Raw genomic sequence first — 20608 nt, forward strand, 5'->3', positions numbered from 1 at the left:
TAGGTTAACACGGTGGCACTCGAAATCGACCTGTCCGATCACGTCGTTCTGGTAACCGGAGGCGTCCGCGGTGTCGGCGCCGGTATCAGCCGGGTCCTGCTGGCCGCCGGCGCGACCGTGGTGGCGTGTGCGCGCCGACCGGCGGAAACGCCGGTGGAAGTGGACGGGCGCGCCATCGACTTCCTGCCCTGCGATGTGCGTGACGCCGAGGCGGTGCGGAAGATGATCGCGGAGATCGTGCACCGGCACGGCCGGCTCGACGCCGCGGTGAACAATGCCGGGGGAGCGCCCTACGCGCTCGCGGCCGACGCCAGCCCGAAATTCCACACCAAGATCATCGAATTGAACCTGCTCGCCGCCCTGCACGTCGCGCAGGCAGCGCACGCGGTGATGAACGAACAGGAATCCGGCGGATCGATCGTCAATATCTCCAGCCTCAGCGGTCACCGGCCCTCGCCCGGTACCGCCGCCTACGGTGCGGCCAAGGCCGGAGTCGACGCGCTCACCGTCTCGCTGGCCGCCGAATGGGCGCCCCGGGTCCGGATCAACTCGCTGGTCGTCGGCGCGGTGGAAACGGAACTCGCCGAATTGCACTACGGCGATGCCGACGGTGTGGCCGCTGTCGGGCAGACGATCCCGATGGGCCGGATGGCGCGGCCCGCAGATGTCGGCAACGGGGTGGCGTTCCTGCTGTCCCCGCTCGCCGCATATATCAGCGGCGCCACCCTGCAGATCCACGGCGGCGGCGAGCCGCCGGCCTTTCTCTCGGCCGCCAACGCCGCCCATTCCACCGGCGCAGCGAAACCCGCACAGTCCTGACGCGGCCGGCGCCGCCCCACCGACGCGACAACACCAGTTACGACCATCGACGATAGGAACGGATATGGCAACCGAGGGCATCTGCGCCGGACGGACAGTCATCGTCACCGGCGCCGGCCGGGGAATCGGCCGCGCGCACGCACTGGCCTTCGCGGCCGCGGGCGCGAAGGTCGTGGTCAATGACATCGGCACCAGCCTCAGCGGTGAATCGACGGCGGAAACGCCGGCCGAGCAGGTGGTTTCCGAAATCCGCGCCGCCGGCGGCGAAGCGGTCGCCAACGGCGACGATGTGGCGAGCTGGGACGGTTCGCAGCGGCTGATCCAGCAGGCCGTGAACACCTTCGGCGGGCTCGATGTACTCGTCAACAACGCCGGCTTCGTCCGCGACCGCATGCTGGTCAACCTCGCCGAAGATGAATGGGATTCGGTGGTCCGGGTCCATCTGAAGGGCCATTTCGCCACCATGCGGCACGCGGCCGCGTATTGGCGTGCGGAATCCAAGGCCGGACGGCCGGTCGACGCCCGGATCATCAACACCAGCTCCGGCGCCGGCCTGCAGGGCAGCGTCGGCCAGGGCAACTACGGCGCCGCCAAAGCGGGTATCGCCGGCCTGACCCTCACCGCGTCGGCCGAATTCGGGCGTTACGGCGTCACTGTGAACGCCATCGCGCCCTCGGCCCGCACCCGGATGACCGAAACGGTTTTCGCCGACATGATGGCCAAACCGGAGGACGGTTTCGACGCCATGGCGCCGGAGAACATCTCGCCGATCGTGGTGTGGCTGGGCAGTCCGGAATCGGCCGGGATCACCGGCCGGATGTTCGAGGTCGAGGGTGGCCGTATCGCCCTCGCCGAGGGCTGGCGGCACGGTGTTCCGGTGGACCGCGGAACCCGCTGGGACCCGGCCGAACTCGGCCCGGTGGTGGCGGAACTGATCTCCAAGGGCGCTGCGCCCGAGCCGGTCTACGGAGCGTAGCCGGCCTTTTCCGAGCACCCGGCGGGCCGCATAGTCGAGTCTGCGCCCGCCGGGTTGCTCTGCGCCCGTGGATGGACCGGGCGAGTGAATGCGGGTAAACGCACCCCTGGCCTGCCCCTCCGGCGAGCCTGCGGTCGCGCTGGGCGAATGTCCGGTTGCGCCCCGCCACGGTCGTCTACTGCCGAAGTCCCGTACCCGGTCCGGTCGCGTCCCATGTAGTCGAGCAAGCCGTGGGCAGCACGGTTCGGGCGCGCTGTAGCCTTCGCGACTGCGTGCCTTACTTCCCGGCCGGGGCGAGCGGACCTTCGCGTGCCGTTGAACGAACAGCGGCGGTGCGTGCTGAGCCACTGTTTCGGCGATCGTGCCCGATTGCTCCCTGCGTCCACAGCCGGGGCGGATGCACGATCCGCGAGACATTCACGCCTGCGGGTTCGGGGTCTCTGGACGTCGGACGGTCCGGAACCCGGATGGTTGGGTGAACGCACCCGGAAAACCTGTTCCCTCGTGCGATGGCGGATCCGGCGTGACCTGTGGGTTCGTTGGCGGTGCAGCGCCTACTTCGCGTACAGCGCACGCGGGCGGATGGGTTTGCTCGGTCCGGGGTGTGTGTGGGGAACTGGGGAGTTCTCGCGCCGTTGGCTGGTACCGAGCGGTCGATGGCGTCCTCCGGCCTAGGGATGCCCCCCGCGCAGCGCCGCCGGCGATTTCTGGTCGGCCGACCAGAGCCGGTCCGAATCCGGCGACTCCCGGCTGTGGGCGACGGGCACCGACCGGACTCGGTCCGGTGTCCGGGCGGCTCAGCTACCTGACCAATCGAGCGGTAACTGTGAGTAATCCCATGCTCGATTGCGATATCACCGCTGTGGCCTGTCGCTCCACCTGCGGCGAAGCGTGCGGCGGCTGCTGTCTCGCGACTTTGTTATGCGCCGGTCAGGGCCCTGGTTTACCATGGGCAACCAGCTGTTCGTTCTGCCCGGAAGGCGTCATCACCGGGGGATCCGCAATATCGATCGAGGGGATGGCTGGCGCATGGCCGTTGGTCGCAGCAAGCGATTACTCGCAGTAGCCGGGGCAGTGGGTTGCCTGGCGCTACTCGGGGGGCCGGGATACGCAGCCGCCGAGCCGGGCCGCTCGCCCAAGGTGGAGCAGGGGCCGACCGGAAGTGGTGGCAACGGGGCGACGCCGCCCGGCGATGCCGGTGCGGAATCGGGCCCCAGTGCACCCCTCGAGATTCCCGGCCGGGCGAACGAGACGCCCGCGGGGCCCGGGGCAGCCGCGCCGGCCCAGGGCGACCGCCCGGGCGCCGGACTCGGTACCGGCAGTGCGGGTGCGCCCGCGCCCACCGATGCACCGCCCGCGCCCGCCGGTGTTCCCTCCGCCCAGGAACCGAGCGGTCCGCCTGCCGCGCCGGGCGCCACCGGGAGCAGTGGTTCGGAATCCGGCGAGGTCGCGCAATGGCAAACTTTGGATATTCCGGGCCGCGATAGTTCCACAGAAACCGGTCCGGCAGCCGACTCCGCGGCTCCTGCCGCATCAGTGCCCGCACCCAGCGAGGTTGCCGAACCCGTGGGCCCCATCGGTCTGGGCACCGCGCTCGGCACGATTCTCGGTACCGGTTCGGCAGCGGTCGGGTCGGCGGCGCTCGCGCCCTTGGCGGTGACCGGCTCCGCCGCCGCGGGGACGGGCTCCGCTGCGCTCGGTACCGGTTCCGCCGCAGTGGGTTCCGCCGGAGCGGGTCTGGGGGTCACCGGATCGGCCGGCCTCGGTACCGGTTCCGCAGTGCTCGGAACGGGCTCGGCCGCAGTGGGTTCCGCTGGAATCGGCGTGCTGGGTACGGGCTCGGCGGCCCTCGGTTCGGCGGGGGTCGGGGTACTCGGTACCGGTTCGGCCGGGCTCGGTTCGGCCGCAGTGGGTTCCGCGGCCACGGGTTCGGCGGCCGCCGGTTCCGCCGCGACCGGCTCGGCGGCCCTGGGTTCGGCCGGTGTGGGTTCGGCCGCCCCGCTGCTTCTTCTCTTGTTGCCCCTGCCGCCGGTTCCGCCGGCTCCGGTCGGGCCGCCGCTGGCGCTGCCCGCCCCCGGTGGCGGCGGTGCGGGCCCCGGCGCGCCCAGTGTGGTGGACGTCGCGGTCGGGGCGGGTCTTCCTGCCCCCGCGGCCCCGGCTCCCGCCGCGCCCGGTGGTCCGGCGCCTGCTCCGAGCGCGCCACCCGTGGCCGCTGCGCCGCCGAATCACACCGTGCGTCCGACCAGCGCCGAAGGCGTGCTACCGGAACCGGCGCTGCTGTCGGTGATCGGTGGGCTCGTCGCCCTCGCCATCGCCGGTGGCGGTTCGGCCGTGATGAGCTATCAGAGCGCCGCACAGGCACAGGCGCGTATCGATGCCGCGCGCTCCGAATTCTTCGGAACGGGTGCGTGATCGCGATGACACAGAGCAAAACACAAAGCACTCGCGCCTACCGTCGCGTCGCGGCCGCCGTGGACGCGGTGTGCGCGATCGCCGCCGACGCCGACGCCACCACCTTGGACCAGGTGGTGGACGCAGTGGCCACCGAGCGGGGCAGGCCGATCGAGATCACCGACGCCGATCTCGGCCCCGGGGTCTGCGGGCAGCGGCGGTATTACCCGGCCAAGGACATCATCGTGCTGGCCAGCGCGCTGCCGAGTCGCGACCATACGCTCGCGCACGAGCTGGGCCATATCGTTTTCGACCACGAGGGTGCCCCGGCCACCGAGGTGACGCTCGAGGTGAGTGACGATCTGATCGCCTACATGCTGAGTCAGCGTGCACATCAGACCGCCGTCGAGGACGGCGAGAACGACCAGGCCGAATGGGAGGCCGAAACGTTCGCCGCCATGCTGATGACACGTTTGCGCGTTTTCAACAGCCGGGGCGCGGGCGTCTCGGTCCTTCGATTCGATGAGGCTCTGGGATGACGTTCTGGTTGACCGCCCTCCTGGTTTGGGTCGCCGCCGGCGCTCGGGTGGGACGTGTTCTCGTCAAACCGGCGACCACCGCCCGGGTGGCGATCGTGGTCGCCGTTGCCGCCGTGGCGTTGGCCTGTACCGCGGCGATACCTGATGTGGGGCTGGCGATCGACAATCTATTGCCCGGTGGTCTGCCCGGTGGGTTGCTGTCCGAGGGCGTGGTCGTCGGTGCCTGGCTGCTGTTCGTCACCGCGACCTCGGTGGTTGCTTCCGCGGCCTGGCCGGTGGTTTCGCGCCGGAATCTGCGCCAGATCGCCTGGGGGATATACGGTCTCGGGGTTCTGGCGATCGCCGCCGCGGTGCTGTGGTCGTTCACCCTCGGCTGGGCCGTCGTCGCGGCGGCGGGGATTTTCATCGTGGTGACCGGGCTGCGCAATCTCAGTTGGACGGCGCTGGGTCGCGGTATCGCTATCTATATCGCCGGAACCGCACTGGTGATCGGCCTGGCCGCCGGGCAGATTCAGCGCGGCCTCACCGACGCTCCCGGCGCCGAGCCGGGCATGCCGACGTGGGCGTGGCCGCTGTGGCAGGTTGCCGCGCTGCTGATCGCGTTCGGTGCGGTGTGGATCGTGGTCGAGATGTGGTTGCGGGCGCGGTTGTTGCTGCGCCGCGTGCAGAGCCTGCACAAGGTGATGGTGAAGCGGTTCCCGGAGGTGGTCCAGGAGGAGACCGGGACATCCACCCAGCTCAAGGCCTCGGATCGGGTCGCGCAGATCATGGACGCGCTGTACCTGCAGTCGGGCGGGGGAGTGGAGATCGCTGCCGCCGGTGATCCCCCGCCGGCGATCGGCCGGCGGGCCGAGCGCGTTGCCGAGTGGGCCAAGCATCCGCTGGGACCGGCCGTGGTGGATGCCCGGTGGATCGCGCCGCCGGAGGGGATCAGCCCGCGCGGCTGGGTGCAGGCGATTGCCCAGGCCTTCGATGCGCTGCCGGAACAGGCCGCACAACCGGAGCCTGCTACACGCTAGTTGCCCGAGGTATGCGGTACGTCCGTTACGTCACTGTGATAACACTCGGAGCGGCTCGGGAATGATGCCGAGTGGTCGGTACTGTGATTATCGGACACCGCAGATCTCGAGGCTTGACGATACTGCTGCCGCAGAAATTCTTCCCTGCTCGGCCGCCGGTATGACGGTTACCCCCTGGCAGGAACGAGCACGGTGCGAACCCGAGGGGGATCGCACCGTGCCTGTTTCCGGTTCTATTCCGTTCCGTCCGGAGGAACTTCGGGCAAACCCTCGCTGGCACGCAGTTTCTCCGCCATGGAGGTCAGCAGGTTCTGCGACTCCTCGGAGAGGTCGAAGGCCCGGCTGGACAGCCGACGCAGCCCGTAACCCTGTAGCTGCGCTAGGAGTTCGAGGTCGTGGTCGATCTTCGCGGCGTAGATGTCGTTGAAGAAGTAGTCGGGCTTGACCTTGAAGAACTTCGCCAGGGCGGCGACCGTCTCATCGGACGGATTCGTCCGCTGGCCCGACCGTAACTGCGACAGATACGGTTTGGAGATCGGATGACCGGATGCCGTCAGTGCGGCCGCTACCTCTGCATTGGTGTGCGGCTTACGCCCCGGGGGATGCACGGTTTCGAACAGCTTGTTCAGCCGCGCCGCGAAATCAGCCATTGTGAGCCGCCCAATTCCCTTCACTGTACTAACAGTCGTTATCTCGGATACCTATCATTGATATTAGCGGCTCAGTAACTGAAAACCTACGCCTGGTTCAGGATTTCCTTGAAGCTTCTAGGTTGTATCCGGGGAAGTGGACCGCGGTATCGCGTTTGCGGGTTACCCCGCACGGAACTTGTGGGCCGGTAATACCGCCAGGTAGCCGCCCCTCCGGGGGGTGTTCCCGGACGGGCGGCGAGTAGCCTTCGGATTGCTGATGCCCCTTCTGGAGCGCTGTATAGCACTTTGTGTGGCGTACGACACGTCTGCTCAACGGTGAGATGAACGTTCAACCTACGTGTGGAAATTACGGAGATCCGGGGCTCATGCCTGTGAAGGGGCACTAACACCCCGGATCCGCTGGATCATCGGTCGTGAATTCGACGTACTGTCACAGTCGTTCGATGATCGTTCCCGTCGCGAGTGCGCCACCGGCGCACATGAGAATCATTGCGGTGCTGCGATCGGACCGTTCGAGTTCGTGCAGGGCGGTGGTGATCAGCCGGGACCCCGTCGAGCCGACCGGATGGCCCAGCGCGATCGCGCCGCCGTTCACATTTACCCGGTCGAAATCCGGCTTGTGGACCTGAGCCCACGACAAAGCGACAGAGGCGAAAGCCTCGTTGATCTCGAACAGATCAATATCGTCGATGGTCATCCCGGACCGTTCGAGCAGCCGGCTGCAGGCCTGCACCGGTCCGTCGAGATGGAACTCCGGCTCCGAGCCCACGAGGCACTGGGTCACCACCCGGGCCCGCGGCCGCAGGCCCTCCCGCTCGGCGGCCTTCTCGTCCATGAGCAGCACCGCCGCGGCACCGTCGGAGATCTGCGAGGAAGTGCCGGCGGTGTGGATGCCGCCCTCCAATACCGGCTTCAGCTTCGCCAGGCTCTCCGCGCTGGTCTCCCGTAGCCCCTGGTCGCGGCTCACCTCCTGCTTCTCGCCGGTGGGGTTGCCCTCCTTGTCGACCACCGGGGCGGTGACCGTCAGTACCTCGCGATCGAAGCGGCCCTCGGACCAGGCCTGGGCGGCCAGCCGCTGCGACCGGACACCGAGCGCGTCGATATCTTCGCGAGTGATACCGCGCCGCTTGGCGATCCGCTCGGCGGCCTCGAACTGGTTGGGCATATCGATATCCCAGGAGGCCGGCCGGCGCGGGCCGGCCTGGTCGCCGACATTGGCGCCCAGCGGCACCTGGCTCATCGCCTCGACACCGCACGCGACCCCGATATCGATGGCGTCGGTGGCGATCAGCCCGGCGATCAGATGGTTGGCCTGCTGGGCCGAGCCGCACTGGGCGTCGATGGTCGTGGCGCCGATCTGCCACGGCAGCCCGGCGGCGAGCCAGGCGGTCCGCGTGATGTTGTTGGATTGTGCGCCGGCCTGGGTGACGCAGCCGCCGATGATCTGCTCGACCTTGGCGGGATCGAGGTGGGCGCGATCGAGCAGTCCGCGCTGGGCGAGACCGAGGATCTCGGCCGCGTGGAGCCCGGAAAGCCAGCCGTTGCGCTTACCGATGGGGGTGCGAGCTGCCTCGACGATAACGGGTGTGCCCATCTTGAACCTTTCGTTTCGGACAGAAAACTGTAACGTGTTCCGCACACGGGCGGAGGTAAGTTCAGTCCGGTTTCTTTCCTCGTTCTTATGCCTGTGCTTCAATGATTGTAGAACGTGTTTCAGTTTGTCGAAGGAGACATCTGGTGGTGGATACGCGCATGGGCCGGCCGAACCTGCCGGAGGGGTTCGACGTCACGGACCCCGATATGTACATGCAGCGGGTACCGATCGAGGAGTTCGCCGAACTCCGCCGTACCGCGCCGATCTGGTGGCAGGAGAAATCGCCCGAGGTCGGTGGTTTCCACGACGACGGCTTCTGGGTCGTCACCAAGCATGCCGACATCAAGGAGATCTCGCGGCGCAGTGATGTCTTCTCGACCTTCGAGAACACAGCGCTGCCGCGGTTCAACGACGATATCGAGCGCGAGCAGATCGAGCTGCAGCGTTTCATCCTGCTGAACATGGACCCGCCCGAGCACACGCGGATGCGCAAGATCATCTCGCGTGGGTTCACGCCGCGCGCGATCAACTCGCTCCGGGACGAGCTGTCGAAGCGTACCGAGGCCATCGTCAAGGCCGCGGCCGAGAACGGGTCGGGCGATTTCGTCACCCAGATCGCCTGCGAACTGCCCCTGCAGGCGATCGCCGAACTGATCGGCGTACCGCAGGAAGACCGGATGAAGGTGTTCACCTGGTCCAACGAGATGACCGGCTACGACGATCCGGAAATCGATGTGGATCCGGTGCAGGCCTCCACCGAACTGCTCGGCTACGCCTATGCGATGGCCGAGGCCCGCAAGGCCTGCCCGGCCAACGATATCGTCACCACCCTGGTCGAGGCCGATATCGACGGTGAAGCCCTCAAATCCGAGGAATTCGGATTCTTCGTGATGCTCCTGGCGGTCGCCGGTAACGAGACCACCCGCAACGCCATCACCCACGGCATGATCGCCTTCCTGGAGAACCCGGATCAGTGGGAGCTGTACAAGAAGGAACGCCCCAAGACCACGGCCGACGAGATCATCCGCTGGGCCAGCCCGATCACCACCTTCCAGCGCACCGCGCTCTCCGACACCGAACTCGGTGGCGTGGAGATCAAGAAGGGCCAGCGGGTCCTGATGGTGTACCGGTCGGCGAACTTCGACGAAGACGTCTTCGAGAACCCGATGAAGTTCGACATCACGCGCGAGGACAACCCGCATGTGGCCTTCGGCGGAACCGGGGCGCACTACTGCATCGGCGCCAACCTGGCCAAGCTGGAAATCGACCTGATCTTCAACGCGATCGCCGACCATATGCCCGATATCTCCAAGCTGGGCGATCCGCGACGGCTGCGGTCCGGCTGGCTGAACGGCGTCAAGGAATTCCAGGTCGACTACAAGACCTGCCCGGTGACGGGGCAGACCGCGAGCTGAGCGCCGCGGCACCACGCCTCCGGCCCCGGGTACCGCTGGTATCCGGGGCCGGAACGTAACCGGCTCAGAGTGTGCGCCCGCGCCGTTGTGGCGGCGGCGCGGCCCACAGTTCGGCCCCGCATCCACAGGGTGCGGGGCCGAAGCTTTGCAAGGGGCCGGGAGCGGTTCCATACCGGGCTCTCGAGATCCGGGCCCACCTCTCCGGCCGGGCGATGACGACGGCCGTGGCTCTGTTGCGCCGGAGCTGCCGCGCCGCCGGTGCCGTGGCCGGTTGCCGGCATTCGGCGAGTGAACACGAAACGGCCCCGCACTTCCGAGGAGTGCGGGGCCGTTTCGGTATAGAAAGCCGATCGGCGGGCGGACCGTGAGGGGTCGGCCTGCCGCCGATCAGCCGACCGGGGTGGCCGTGGCCATCGCGCGATCTACTTCCCAGAACGCACGGAGGGCCAGAATCTTCCCGGAGTCGTCCACCTTGTAGGTGAAAACACCTTCGGCGTCGATACGATGCCCGCCGATGGTACTGCGGATCGTGCCGGTGAACGCGACCTCCGCGCCGCAGGCGAAGGAATCACCGAACAAGAACTCGATCGAATCGGTGCCGGCGATCGCCTTGTCCCAGAACGCCGAAATCGCCTCGGGGCCGCGGTGTCCCTTGCCTTCGGGGTCGAAACCGGAGGGGCCGATCGGGTCCTCGACGATCCCGTCCGGCGCGAACAGTGCGAGCCAGGCGTCCTTGTCCCGGGCGCGGACAGCGGCCTGCGAGGCCAGACCGGCTGCACGTGCGGGATGTTCGTCGCTGCTCATGAGTTTCCTCTCGACAAGCCGTGGTGGCTGTCCGTTCAGGTGATCGGGTTCTGGATGTTCTCGTCGGCGAATTTGCGCAGCGCGTCCTTCTTCGCCTCGATATCTCCGTCGAATCCGATACCGGCGGCCAGCCAGGGGATCACGATCGCGTCGGTGACGCCGGCGTCGTACTGCTCCTGGTAGCCGTCGCGGCCGAACTTGTCCACGCAGACGGCCTGGATCTCGAACGGCACATCGGCGCGGTCGTGTTCGGCGCGTAGTTCACCGAGCCGGGCGATGGTGGACTGCAGATCTTCGAACTTCATCATCGCCGAGGTCCAGCCGTCGCCCACCCGGGCCGCACGGCGCAGTGCCACCTCGGTATGGCCGCCGATGTAGAACGGAACCGGTTCGCTCGGCGCCGGACTCATCTGTAGTTCGTCGAAATCGAAGAATTCACCGTGGTACTTGACCATGCCGCCCGCGAGGACCTTTTTGATGACCTCGATCATCTCGTCGACCCGCGCACCGCGGCGCGCATACGGCACCCCGCACCATTCGAATTCCTCCGGCGCCCAGCCGATCCCCACACCGAACCCGAACCGGTTACCGGAAAGATTCGCCACCGACCCGACCTGGCGGGCGAGCAGCAGTGGATTCCGGGAACCGAGTTTGAGCACGTTGGTGTAGAAGCGGAGCCGGGTGGTCACCGCGGCCATGGCGGTCGCGGCGATCAGCGGATCCACCCACGGGGTGTCCGGGCCCCAGAACCGGGCGCCGTCCGGGGTGTAGGGATATTTCGCTGCCTGGGATTTCATATAGAACAGCGAATCCGGCAGCGCGATCGAGCTGAACCCGACCTCCTCCGCGGTTTTAGCCAGTTCGGGCAGCTGTTCCAGCGGGCTGAGCGCGACCCCGAGGCTGAATTTCAGCGTCATGGGCGTTCCGACCCGACGACCCACATCGAGAAGTACTGCGAGCCACCACCGTAGGCGTGGCCGAGCGCCTTGCGGGCGTTCTCGACCTGGTAGTCACCGGCCCGGCCCATCACCTGCTTGGCGGCCTCGGCGAAGCGGATCATGCCGGACGCGCCGATCGGGTTGGACGAGAGCACTCCGCCCGACGGGTTCACCGGCAGCGTTCCGCCGATTTCGGTTTCCCCTTTGTCGGTGAGCTTCCAGCCGTCGCCGGGGGCGGCGAAACCGAGGTTCTCCAGCCACATCGGCTCGAACCAGGAGAAGGGCACATAGATTTCGGCGGCATCGATCTCGGCCAGCGGGTCGGTGATCCCGGCCTGCGCCCAGAGCGCCTTGGCCGCATCCTGCCCGGCCTGCGGGTTCACCTGGTCGCGGCCGGCGTAGGCCAGCGGTTCGGTACGCATGGCGGTGGCGTGGATCCAGCCGACCTTCTTGCCGGACGCCTCCACTGCGGTGGCCGATTCCTCGCCGCCGATCACCACGGCGCAGGCGCCGTCGGAGGAGGGGCAGGTTTCGTCGAACCGGATGGGATCCCACAGAACCTGCGAGGCGAGGACCTCTTCCATGGTCTTGTCACCCTGTTTGAGGTGTGCGTGCGGGTTCTTGGCCCCGTTGCGGCGATCCTTGGCGGCAACCATCGCGCCCACGTGCAGCGGCGCGTTCGACCGTCGGATATAGGACCGCACGTGGGGCGCGAAGTAGCCGCCCGCACCCGCGCCCACCGGCATGGTGAACGGCACCGGAATCGACAGTGCCCACATGGCATTCGATTCCGACTGCTTCTCCCAGGAGATGGCGAGCACCTTCTCGTGCACACCGCCCTGCACCATATTGGCGGCCACACACGCCGTGGAGCCGCCGACCGAACCGGCGGTGTGCACGCGCAGCAGCGGTTTCCCGGGCGCACCCAGCGCATCCGCCAGGTACAGCTCGGGCATCATCATGCCCTCGAACATGTCCGGGGCCTTGCCGATCACGATGGCGTCGATATCGGCCATGGTCAGGCCGGAATCGGCCAGTGCCCGGTCGATCGCCTCCCGGCACATCCCGGCCATCGAGACATCGCCGCGCTTGGCGACGTGATGGGTCTGTCCGGTGCCCAGCACCGCGGCGGGGAAACTCATCGGCGGGCCTCCGAATCCAGGACTGTCACAAGGTTCTGTTGCAGGGCCGGGCCGCTGGTGGCGTGCGCCAGCGTGCGCTCGGCGGTGCCCGCCATGATGGGCAGCGCGGCATAGCCGATGCGTTCCAGCCCGGTGGCGAACATGGGGTTGGCGGCCAGCGCACCGCCGGTCGGATTGACCTTGGTCTCCGGTTTCAGTCCCAGCGCCTCGGCGAGGATGAGCTGCTGGTGGCTGAAGGGTGCGTGCAGTTCGGCGACGTCGATACCGCTGGTATCGCCGTTCGTCACTGCCTGCCCGGCGGCGGCCGCCGAGGGGGAGACGGTCAGATCGCGGGCGCCCAGCACGCTGGAATCGATCCGATGCGACATCCCGGTGATCCACGCGGGACGTTGGCACAGTTCGCGGGCGCGATCACCGGCGGCGAGCACGATCGCGGCGGCACCGTCGGTGATGGGCGCACAGTCGTGTTCCCGCAGCGGGTCGGCGACGTAGGGCGCGGCGAGCAGCTCGTCGATCGATTTACCGTCGACGGTGTGCGCGGCCGAGGCGGCGGCCATATCGCGTTCGGTCCAGCGTCCGGCGTCGAGCCCGGCCCGGGCCTGCAACCCGGCGACGGACAACGCGTCCGGCCACAGCGGCGCGACCAGGTAGGGGTCGAGCTGGGTGGTGAGGACCTTGCGCAGGGTGCTCGCGGAGGATTTTCCGAAGCCGTAGACGAGAGCCGTCTCGACCTGTCCGGAGCGGATTTTCACCCACGCCTCGTACAGGGCCCAGGCGGCGTCCATCTCCACATGCGATTCGTTGATCGGCGGGACGGCGCCGATCGAGTCGATCGCGGAGATGAACGAGAAGGACCGGCCGGCCAGGTAGTCCGACGATCCGGAGCACCAGAAGCCGATATCGGACTTGGTGATGCCCAGCTGGTCGTAGATCTGCTGGAAACAGGGCACCAGCATCTCCACGCCGTTGGTGGTGCCGTAGGTCTCCGACACATGCGGTGCGTGCGCGAAGCCGACGACGGCGATCTCGGTGGCGTTGTCGATGGAACGCTCGGTGATGGTCACGCGGGGAGCCCTCTCACAGGTGATGCTTGTAGGTGTCGTAGTCGGCATCCGGCTCGCCGGTCGGCTCGAAGTGGTCGATATTGGCCATGGTGTGGCCCCACTCCTCACGCGGCTTCCAGACCACCTTGACCCGCAGACCCATCCGCACCTCGCTCGCCTCGATGCCGAGAACGAGATGCAGGAAGGGGATATCGGCGCCGTCGAGCAGTACATACGCGGCCACATACGGCGGTTTGAGCCGCTGGCCCATGAACGGCACGTTCACGATGCAGAAGGTGGTGACGGTGCCCGTCTCGGCGAGTTCCACCATGTCCGCGGTGGACCGTCCGTCGACCGGGTCGACACCACGCGGCGGGAAGTACACCTTGCTGTTCGCATCGGCGCGGCCGCCGACCAGCTTGCCCTCCATCAGGCCGCGCAGGAACGCGGTCTCCTCCGGGGAGGCGGTGTGCTTGTAGTCCATCCCGATCGGGGTGGTGATCATCGTGACCGGTTCGGCATCCGAGGCCGGTGCCGGTTCCGCCGTCGGGGCGTCACCGGGTTCGAAGCAGACGATGTCGTGGATGGTCCCGGTGAGCTCGTCGGCCCAGCGGGCGGTCACCCGCATCCCGCTGCTCATCTGCTCCGGGTTCTGCACATCCACCGCGTGCAACAGTGCGGTATCGGCGCCGTCGAGCTGGATCAGCGCGTAGGCGAACGGCCGGTCGAACGGCTGGCCGGGCAGCACATCGCGGACCCAGGTCCAGGATTTGACGGTGCCGGTGGTGGCGACCTCCACGAACTCCGACAGCGGGTCGGCGGTCACCGGATCGAACTCGGCCGGTGGCACCAGCACCCGGTCGTCCGAGCCCCGGATACCGAAGATGCGCCGTTCGCGCAGGCCGGTGAGGAACTTGCCGATGATGGGTCCCACAGAACGCGTGTAGTCGAACTCCATCCGCAAGGGCGCACTGAGCACATCGCTCGGTTTCAGTCCTGGCGGGCGTTCCTGCGTAATTACCGTGGGTGCAGTATTCCCATGAGTCACGATATCGAGTAGAACAGGTTCTTATTCTGCTGGCAAGCAGTAGGCCGGGAAAGGGGTCGGTTGTGAAGTTCGGATTGCAGCTCGGATACTGGGGCGCGGCACCGCCGCAGCATGCCGCGGAAGTGGTGGTGGCCGCGGAGGAAGCCGGCTTCGACGCGGTGTTCGCCGCCGAATCCTGGGGTTCGGACGCCTTCACCCCGCTGGCCTGGTGGGGTTCGGCCACTGAGCGGGTGCGGCTGGGCACCTCGGTGGTGCAACTGTCCGCGCGCACCCCCACGGCCACGGCCATGCACGCGCTGACCCTCGACCATCTCAGCGGCGGCCGGGCCATTCTCGGGCTCGGCGTCTCCGGCCCGCAGGTGGTCGAAGGCTGGTACGGGCAGCCGTTTGCCAAACCGTTGCAGCGCACCCGCGAATACGTCGATATCGTGCGCAAGGTGCTGGCCCGCGAGGCCCCGGTCACCAACGACGGACCGAACTATTCGCTGCCCTACACCGGCCCCGGCGCCACCGGTCTCGGCAAGCCACTGAAGCCGATAACCCACCCGCTACGTGCGGATCTGCCGATCTGGCTCGGCGCCGAAGGCCCCAAGAATGTGGCACTCACGGCGGAGATCGCCGACGGCTGGCTCGCGATCTACTACACGCCCCGGATGGCCGGCGTCTACAACGAATGGCTCGACGAAGGCTTCGCCCGCCCGGGTGCCCGGCGTTCGCGGGAAGACTTCGAAATCGCCGCCACCGCCCAGGTCATCATCACCGACGATGTCGCCGCCGAGATCGAACGGATGCGCTGGATCACCTCGCTCTACATCGGCGGCATGGGCGCGCCGGAACTCAACTTCCACGCCCAGGTGTATCGCCGGATGGGCTACGAGAAGGAAGTCGACGAGATCGGCACGCTGTTCCAGGCGGGCAAGAAAGCCGAGGCGGCCGCCGCCGTCCCCGACGAACTGGTCCTGGAGACGGCGATCATCGGCAACGAGGCGCAAGTCCGTGAGCAGATCGGTGTGTGGGAAGCCTCGGGTGTGACCATGCTGTTGGTCTCGGTGCCCGACGTAGATCAACTGAAGCGTGTGGCGCCACTGCTCGACGCCGGGTGAACTTGTTTCAGAAATCGCCGCACGCTACCCGCTGTGCGTCCCGCAGGTAGCGTGTGGCGAAATCGCCACATCCCGTCAAGTGTGTGTCAATGTGGCGGTTTCTTGGCACGTGGCGGGCTCGGTTCTAATGTGGCGTTATGGCAACAATGGGCAGCGCTGACGGGCTGCGTGTGCGGTCGGCGTCTGCGCTGGGTCGCGTGGTCCGTGCTGCCCGTAAGTCGCGGGGGATGACACAGGCCGAACTAGCCGAACTCGCCCAAACGAATCGCTACTCGCTCGCTCAACTCGAAGAGGGCGATACGACGAAAGCGATCGAGCGACTGTTCGACGTACTCTCCGCTCTCGAGCTTGAGCTCACCGTCCGTCCTCGACATGAGCGAACCGAATGACGGTCCTTGACATCTTTGGCGGGCGCGGGCCGGCCCTTGCTGAGGCGCCACCGTGCCACTCGGCGTTGCTGTAGGGATGCGGTTACACTGCATGCCGATATCGCAGGGCTGACTGGGAGGGTTGGGGGTGGAGGCTGGCATCGGCGGATCCTTCGCCGGGTACACCATTGAAAGCGTGCTCGGTCAAGGCGGAATGGGCACGGTTTACCTTGCTCGGCATCCTCGATTGCCGCGTTCGGTGGCGCTCAAACTGGTCAATCGTGACGTCTCGGCCGACCCTGAGGTGCGGCGGCGGTTCGAGCAGGAAGGCAATGTCGTCGCCCGGTTGGATCACCCGGGCATCGTGGGAATTTACGACCGGGGGGCCGATAACGGTCACCTGTGGATTGCCATGCAGTACATCCGGGGCAGCGATGTCGCGAAGTTGGATCCGCGATCTATGACTCCAGATCGCGCGCTGCGGATCGTCACCCAAACCGCTGCGGCGCTCGATCATGCGCACGCGCAGGGTGTGCTGCATCGCGATGTCAAGCCGGCCAATATTTTGCTGGCGCAGTCGGAAACGGGCCGGGAAGAACGTGCGGTACTTACGGATTTCGGTATTGCGCGCATGCTCGATTCCAGTACCAAGCTCACCGCCACGGGTACATTTACCGCCACCTTGGCCTATGCCTCGCCGGAGCAGTTGTCCGCCGAGCACGTGGACCATCGCGCCGATCAGTATTCACTCGCCTGCACACTGTTCGCCCTGCTGGCCGGTCAGACTCCATACGCGAACACCAGCCCCGGGCAGGTTGTCGCAGGTCACCTGAGTAAGCCGGTGCCGCAGCTGGGGAACTTCCGCTCAGATCTACCGCCGGCGCTCGACCAGGTTTTCGCGCGGGCGCTGGCCAAGAACCGTGAGGAGCGGTTCGGAAGCTGCGGAGAATTCGCCTCGGTTGCATCCGATGTGCTGGGCGGCAAGGCGGTTCCAGTTCCTGCTTATACCGGTCCGACCGTGGTGAATCAGGCGGCCACCGTGCTGAATCCAGCAGCAACAGTGGTGAATCCGGCAGCGCAGATGGCAGGGCACCAACCGCTGCCGGGGCCGATGTATCAAACTGATCCGGCGGAACAGCACATGTACGGCGTGCATCCGTACCAGGCGGTGCCCGCGCCGGCCCGAGTCGCGCCCGCACCGCGCCGAAAGTCACGTGCATTACGAATACTTGCGGGCATCGGTGCCGTGGTTGTCTTGGTTGCGGCGGGAGTGTTCGTGCAGCGCGACGCCATTACCGCCTGGATCAACCGGTGGGATGATGAGCACCAGGTTGTTGCGGATGCCTTCCCGAATCTACTGGCCGAAGCGCAGTTTGCGGTTGGGTGGCTCGGCGCAACCTGCTACTCGACGAGTTATATGGACGGCCGGGTGGTCGCGGTCCGCTGTTCGAACAACGACACCGGGGTCAGTTACCAGGTGAAGATGTACGGCAGCGAAGCCGAGGCGACTGCTACCGTCGATAGCTTTGTCCGTGATCGTGCGGCCGATCAGGTTGTCACGCACCCGAGTGCCGACGGCCAGGTGACGGTGACCATCGAGCCGCCGACGCCGGGAAGCTTTGCCAACGGTGTCGTTTACACGCGCTTCCCGGATGACGAACAGCGGTCCAGATTCGTCTTCGAGCTCGAATGGGCGAACCACTCCGCTTCCGACGTATTCGAGCAGTGGTGGCCGCAGGCGCCGCTGGGTGCGGGGACGGAGAACTGAGATGATGAGGCTGGGAGTCGGCGACTCGTTCGCCGGCTACGATATCGAGGGCGTGCTCGGCGAAGGTGGAATGGGGACGGTCTATCTCGCCCGGCATCCACGGTTACCGATGCAGGTCGCACTAAAGTTGCTCGTCCCGACTGCATCGGCCGATAAAGAACTGCGTCTGCGGTTCGAACAGGAAGCCGGTGTCATCGCACGCCTCGAACATCCGAACATCGTCGACGTGTACGACTGCGGCGCCACGGATGGACATCTGTGGATCGCAATGCAGTACATCCGCGGTGGTCACGCCGGGCAACTCACACCGTACAACTCGCCTCCAGGGCGAATCCTGAGCGTTGTCGCACAAACGGGTGACGCACTGGACTATGCCCACTCGCGCGGCATTCTGCACCGAGACGTCAAGCCTGCCAACATCCTGCTAGCCGCAGCCGACGCCGGACGCGAAGAACGCGCCGTGCTCACCGACTTCGGTATCGCACGATTGATGGAATCCGATGCGGGACTCACCGCCGACGGATCATTCACCGCGACAATCGCCTATGCCTCACCCGAGCAGTTATCCAGCGTACCCGTCGATCACCGCTCCGACCAATACTCGCTGGCCTGCACCCTGTTCATGCTGTTGACCGGACGAGCACCGTACGACTACACCAACGCGGGACAGGTGATCACAGCGCACCTGGTCAAGCCGCCGCCACGAGTGTCCGAGGTTCGGCCGGACTTGCCCGCCGTACTCGACGAGGTCATTGCGCGGGGTATGGCCAAGCAGCCAGATGAGCGATTCGCGAGTTGCGGCGAATTCGTTGCGGCTGCTCGGGCCGCGTTTGCCGTCGAATTCGCTCCTGCTCCGCGCCGGGTGGCGCCGACGATGATTGCGAAGCCTCTCTCGGCCCCGTCGCACCCGGTTGCGGCGATGCCGGTGCCACAGGGTGCTCCGCCACCTATGCAGTCCATACCTCCGATACAACACGTGCCAGGGCTGCCCTCGTCACGCCCGGCTCGACGAGGTCCCCGTAAGGCGCTGATGGCGGTGGGGGCCGTGCTCGGCGTTGTCGTGGTCGTCGGCGTTGCCGCTGCGACCTTCCTCCCGGGGTTGATCGCTCAGTGGGACACCAGAGAATGGGGAAGCCGGAACCAAGCCCTCGCGGAGACGTTTCCGCAGCTGGTCTCCTCCCGCGAGTTCGGAATAGGATGGCTCGAATTGCAGTGCAACGCGACGATCCCGGGCCTGGCGCCAGGGCTACTGCGTGAAGGTGGCGTATACGAGAACGGTGTCACCTGCGACGACGCGGATTTCAGCCAACACATCACGGTATTCGACTTCGGTAGCCCCGATGCGGCGAAGGCATACATCGACGGTCTCGCCGCCCTGCCCGGTGCGCGTGTCTGGAATGAGCGGCACCCCGACCTTCCGTCATCGCTTCCGATCGTCAGCGACGGTTCTGTCGGCGCCGGCATACTCACTGGGTTTCCGGATGACCCGGTACGCGGCCGGTTTGTGGTCAACTTCGTCAAAAAGGGTGACACGCTCTCTGATGAGCACGTTATCGAAAATATGTGGAGGAAGGCGCCGCTTGGCCGGTAAGGTGACCACCGACGTATTCATTTGCCGCGACAGCTCACCGACTCATCGGTAGTCCTCGGCGCACAACACTGGCGGATACAGCCCCTTCTCGACCACACGAATACCGTTCCACGGGCAGATCCGGTTTCCGTGCGGGCCGATGCGGCCGGCTCGGACCGGTGCGAATTCCAGGCACCCACCAGGACATGCGATCGAGGCGATCGGCCCCCACGGTCTTCCGCCGTGATGAACGACGATCCGCAGTTGTCGCGTGGTGATGAACGGTTCGCAACCGCACGGCGGCGCGGCATCCCGAACTCCGAGTCCCCCTGCCTGTTCCTGGTGGTTCGACCCAGCTCGAACGCTGAGCGACGTCCTGGAACATTATATCGAGGGAGCGCGAATCCTGTGTGGAGACAGTGTGATTCGAGTTCTTCGACTCAACCATGCCACCTGAGCGACTCCCCAGGTCGATCAGCGGCGTTGTTCGGCTCGGGCCGGGCCGAACAACGGACGTTCGGCACCGAATCAGTGCGGTTCGGTGGTTTCCCAGGGATTGATGATAGCGAGGCCCAGGTCCGTGAAGTCCTTGACGTTGCGGGTCGCTACCGGGCAGTCGTTGGCGAGGCAGATCGCGGCGATCTGTGCGTCCCCGTATCCCATCGGCCGGCCGCGGCGACGGCGTTCGGCGACGATTCGGCCGTAGATACGTGCCGCGCGGAAGTCGTAGGCTTCGGCTTCGTCGCCGAATTCGTCGAACAGTTCGGTCGCCAAGGTGACCAGGCCCGCCTTACGGGCCCCCTCCGGTACAAGCTCGGGCAATGGATCGCGGTGCAGCGCAGGAACTACACCCAGGGGAGTCTGTCCGCGGAAAGGACCGAGATCCTGGCTGGGCTGGGCGTCGAATTCACTCCGCTGCGGAACAAATGGGAGGCCGGGATCGCCGCGCTGCTCGACTATCGCCGCGAATACGGCGACACCTTCGTGCCGCAGCGGTATGTCGCCCCTGGACGGGTTTCGCCTGGGGGAGTGGGTCGCCCATCGCCGCCGCGACCTCCTCATCGACCGGCTGTCGCCCGAGCGAATCGCCGAACTCGACAGTGCCGGAATGATCTGGGACGTCCGCGCCCACCGGTGGGAGCAGGGGCGCGCCGCGCTGGCGGTCTACTGCCGGGAACACGGCACCGCGCGGGTACCGTACGGCTACCGCACCGGGACGGGTTCGCCCTCGGTGCCTGGCTCCGCACGCAGCGGATCGCGCGGCGTGACGGCACGATCGGCGAGCAGCGCATCGCCGCGCTCGACGAGCTCGGTATGGACTGGGGGACTTACTCCGAGTGATCCCAGGACGGTTCCCGTCCAAGCGCGGTGGGTCGGGTCCGGTGCCAGGCCCGTGGGGTGGCTCTGGAACGGGCGCA

19 protein-coding genes are annotated in these 20608 nt (G+C 66.6%); 11 read left to right on the forward strand and 8 right to left on the reverse strand.

From position 1 onward, the window contains the following. Positions 1-12: 12 nt before the first annotated feature. The 5 genes from ON22_RS02285 (at position 13) to ON22_RS02310 (ending at position 5744) form a co-directional block, all read left to right on the forward strand. On the forward strand, positions 13-819 hold the full coding sequence (locus ON22_RS02285) for an SDR family oxidoreductase (protein ID WP_033244041.1): 807 nt from the start codon (positions 13-15) through the stop codon (positions 817-819). 64 nt (positions 820-883) lie between these two features. Next, entirely contained in the window at positions 884-1795 is a 912-nt protein-coding gene (locus ON22_RS02290) for an SDR family oxidoreductase (protein WP_033244042.1), read from the forward strand. A 1029-nt stretch (positions 1796-2824) separates the two neighbouring features. Further along, entirely contained in the window at positions 2825-4207 is a 1383-nt protein-coding gene (locus tag ON22_RS34345; RefSeq protein WP_156052283.1) for a hypothetical protein, read from the forward strand. 5 nt (positions 4208-4212) lie between these two features. Continuing rightward, positions 4213-4725 carry an ImmA/IrrE family metallo-endopeptidase gene (locus ON22_RS02305; protein ID WP_033244531.1) on the forward strand — a complete coding sequence of 171 codons (513 nt, stop codon included), beginning with the start codon at positions 4213-4215 and terminating at the stop codon, positions 4723-4725. Beyond that, positions 4722-5744, forward strand: coding sequence for a hypothetical protein (locus tag ON22_RS02310; RefSeq protein WP_033244043.1), 1023 nt, complete (start codon positions 4722-4724; stop codon positions 5742-5744). The genes ON22_RS02305 and ON22_RS02310 overlap by 4 nt, the downstream gene beginning before the upstream one ends. Before the next feature lie 233 nt (positions 5745-5977). On the opposite strand, the gene ON22_RS02315 is transcribed toward ON22_RS02310, so the two are convergent. Both ON22_RS02315 and ON22_RS02320 read right to left on the reverse strand, forming a co-directional pair. After that, on the reverse strand, positions 5978-6394 hold the full coding sequence (locus ON22_RS02315) for a helix-turn-helix domain-containing protein (protein WP_033244044.1): 417 nt from the start codon (positions 6392-6394) through the stop codon (positions 5978-5980). Positions 6395-6827: 433 nt separating this feature from the next. Beyond that, a complete protein-coding gene (locus tag ON22_RS02320; RefSeq protein ID WP_033244045.1) occupies positions 6828-7991 on the reverse strand; it encodes a steroid 3-ketoacyl-CoA thiolase in 1164 nt (387 codons plus the stop codon). Between the two features lie 158 nt (positions 7992-8149). Here ON22_RS02320 and ON22_RS02325 point away from each other — a divergent pair, with 158 nt between their 5' ends. Beyond that, the gene (locus ON22_RS02325) at positions 8150-9406 is read left to right on the forward strand and encodes a cytochrome P450 (RefSeq protein WP_033244046.1); all 1257 of its coding nucleotides are present in this window, start codon (positions 8150-8152) and stop codon (positions 9404-9406) included. 387 nt (positions 9407-9793) lie between these two features. Here the strand turns inward: ON22_RS02325 and ON22_RS02330 are convergent, their stop codons facing one another. Genes ON22_RS02330 through ON22_RS02350 form a run of 5 tightly spaced genes read right to left on the reverse strand, consistent with a single transcriptional unit; the run spans position 9794 to position 14381 of the window. Beyond that, positions 9794-10210: a nuclear transport factor 2 family protein gene (locus ON22_RS02330; protein WP_033244047.1), complete on the reverse strand. Its 417-nt coding sequence runs from the start codon at positions 10208-10210 to the stop codon at positions 9794-9796. Positions 10211-10245: 35 nt separating this feature from the next. Continuing rightward, positions 10246-11121 carry a TIGR03619 family F420-dependent LLM class oxidoreductase gene (locus ON22_RS02335; RefSeq protein WP_033244532.1) on the reverse strand — a complete coding sequence of 292 codons (876 nt, stop codon included), beginning with the start codon at positions 11119-11121 and terminating at the stop codon, positions 10246-10248. A gap of 2 nt (positions 11122-11123) precedes the next feature. Then, entirely contained in the window at positions 11124-12290 is a 1167-nt protein-coding gene (locus tag ON22_RS02340) for a thiolase family protein (protein WP_033244048.1), read from the reverse strand. Beyond that, a complete protein-coding gene (locus tag ON22_RS02345; RefSeq protein ID WP_231508546.1) occupies positions 12287-13354 on the reverse strand; it encodes a thiolase family protein in 1068 nt (355 codons plus the stop codon). Before ON22_RS02345 ends, ON22_RS02340 begins: the two co-directional genes overlap by 4 nt. Before the next feature lie 13 nt (positions 13355-13367). Next, the gene (locus ON22_RS02350; RefSeq protein ID WP_373280837.1) at positions 13368-14381 is read right to left on the reverse strand and encodes a Zn-ribbon domain-containing OB-fold protein; all 1014 of its coding nucleotides are present in this window, start codon (positions 14379-14381) and stop codon (positions 13368-13370) included. A 62-nt stretch (positions 14382-14443) separates the two neighbouring features. Between ON22_RS02350 and ON22_RS02355 the strand changes: the two genes are divergently transcribed. The 4 genes from ON22_RS02355 to ON22_RS34350 all read left to right on the forward strand — a co-directional run bounded on the left by ON22_RS02355 (position 14444) and on the right by ON22_RS34350 (position 19211). Then, positions 14444-15484, forward strand: coding sequence for an LLM class F420-dependent oxidoreductase (locus ON22_RS02355; RefSeq protein WP_033244049.1), 1041 nt, complete (start codon positions 14444-14446; stop codon positions 15482-15484). Between the two features lie 137 nt (positions 15485-15621). Then, positions 15622-15873, forward strand: a complete 252-nt coding sequence (locus ON22_RS35425; RefSeq protein WP_081595267.1) for a helix-turn-helix domain-containing protein — start codon at positions 15622-15624, stop codon at positions 15871-15873. A 127-nt stretch (positions 15874-16000) separates the two neighbouring features. Next, on the forward strand, positions 16001-17620 hold the full coding sequence (locus ON22_RS02360; RefSeq protein WP_231508547.1) for a serine/threonine-protein kinase: 1620 nt from the start codon (positions 16001-16003) through the stop codon (positions 17618-17620). Between the two features lies 1 nt (position 17621). Continuing rightward, a complete protein-coding gene (locus ON22_RS34350) occupies positions 17622-19211 on the forward strand; it encodes a serine/threonine-protein kinase (protein ID WP_051157072.1) in 1590 nt (529 codons plus the stop codon). A 507-nt stretch (positions 19212-19718) separates the two neighbouring features. On the opposite strand, the gene ON22_RS02370 is transcribed toward ON22_RS34350, so the two are convergent. After that, positions 19719-20012 carry a PIN domain-containing protein gene (locus tag ON22_RS02370; protein WP_157170395.1) on the reverse strand — a complete coding sequence of 98 codons (294 nt, stop codon included), beginning with the start codon at positions 20010-20012 and terminating at the stop codon, positions 19719-19721. Between the two features lie 9 nt (positions 20013-20021). Between ON22_RS02370 and ON22_RS36480 the strand changes: the two genes are divergently transcribed. Beyond that, a complete protein-coding gene (locus tag ON22_RS36480; RefSeq protein WP_157170396.1) occupies positions 20022-20531 on the forward strand; it encodes a helicase associated domain-containing protein in 510 nt (169 codons plus the stop codon). The last annotated feature ends 77 nt before the right edge of the window (positions 20532-20608 follow it).

The sequence above is a fragment of the Nocardia carnea NBRC 14403 genome (genome assembly GCF_000308515.1).
Lineage (GTDB): Bacteria > Actinomycetota > Actinomycetes > Mycobacteriales > Mycobacteriaceae > Nocardia > Nocardia carnea.

Bases quoted from the DNA above. Each gene is read 5' to 3' on its own strand.
- ON22_RS02290 (WP_033244042.1), top strand. From the start codon at position 884: ATGGCAACCGAGGGCATCTGCGCCGGACGGACAGTCATCGTCACCGGC.
- ON22_RS34345 (WP_156052283.1), top strand. From the start codon at position 2,825: ATGGCCGTTGGTCGCAGCAAGCGATTACTCGCAGTAGCCGGGGCAGTG.
- ON22_RS02305 (WP_033244531.1), top strand. From the start codon at position 4,213: ATGACACAGAGCAAAACACAAAGCACTCGCGCCTACCGTCGCGTCGCG.
- ON22_RS02310 (WP_033244043.1), top strand. From the start codon at position 4,722: ATGACGTTCTGGTTGACCGCCCTCCTGGTTTGGGTCGCCGCCGGCGCT.
- ON22_RS02315 (WP_033244044.1), bottom strand. From the start codon at position 6,394: ATGGCTGATTTCGCGGCGCGGCTGAACAAGCTGTTCGAAACCGTGCAT.
- ON22_RS02320 (WP_033244045.1), bottom strand. From the start codon at position 7,991: ATGGGCACACCCGTTATCGTCGAGGCAGCTCGCACCCCCATCGGTAAG.
- ON22_RS02325 (WP_033244046.1), top strand. From the start codon at position 8,150: ATGGGCCGGCCGAACCTGCCGGAGGGGTTCGACGTCACGGACCCCGAT.
- ON22_RS02330 (WP_033244047.1), bottom strand. From the start codon at position 10,210: ATGAGCAGCGACGAACATCCCGCACGTGCAGCCGGTCTGGCCTCGCAG.
- ON22_RS02340 (WP_033244048.1), bottom strand. From the start codon at position 12,290: ATGAGTTTCCCCGCCGCGGTGCTGGGCACCGGACAGACCCATCACGTC.
- ON22_RS35425 (WP_081595267.1), top strand. From the start codon at position 15,622: ATGGCAACAATGGGCAGCGCTGACGGGCTGCGTGTGCGGTCGGCGTCT.
- ON22_RS34350 (WP_051157072.1), top strand. From the start codon at position 17,622: ATGATGAGGCTGGGAGTCGGCGACTCGTTCGCCGGCTACGATATCGAG.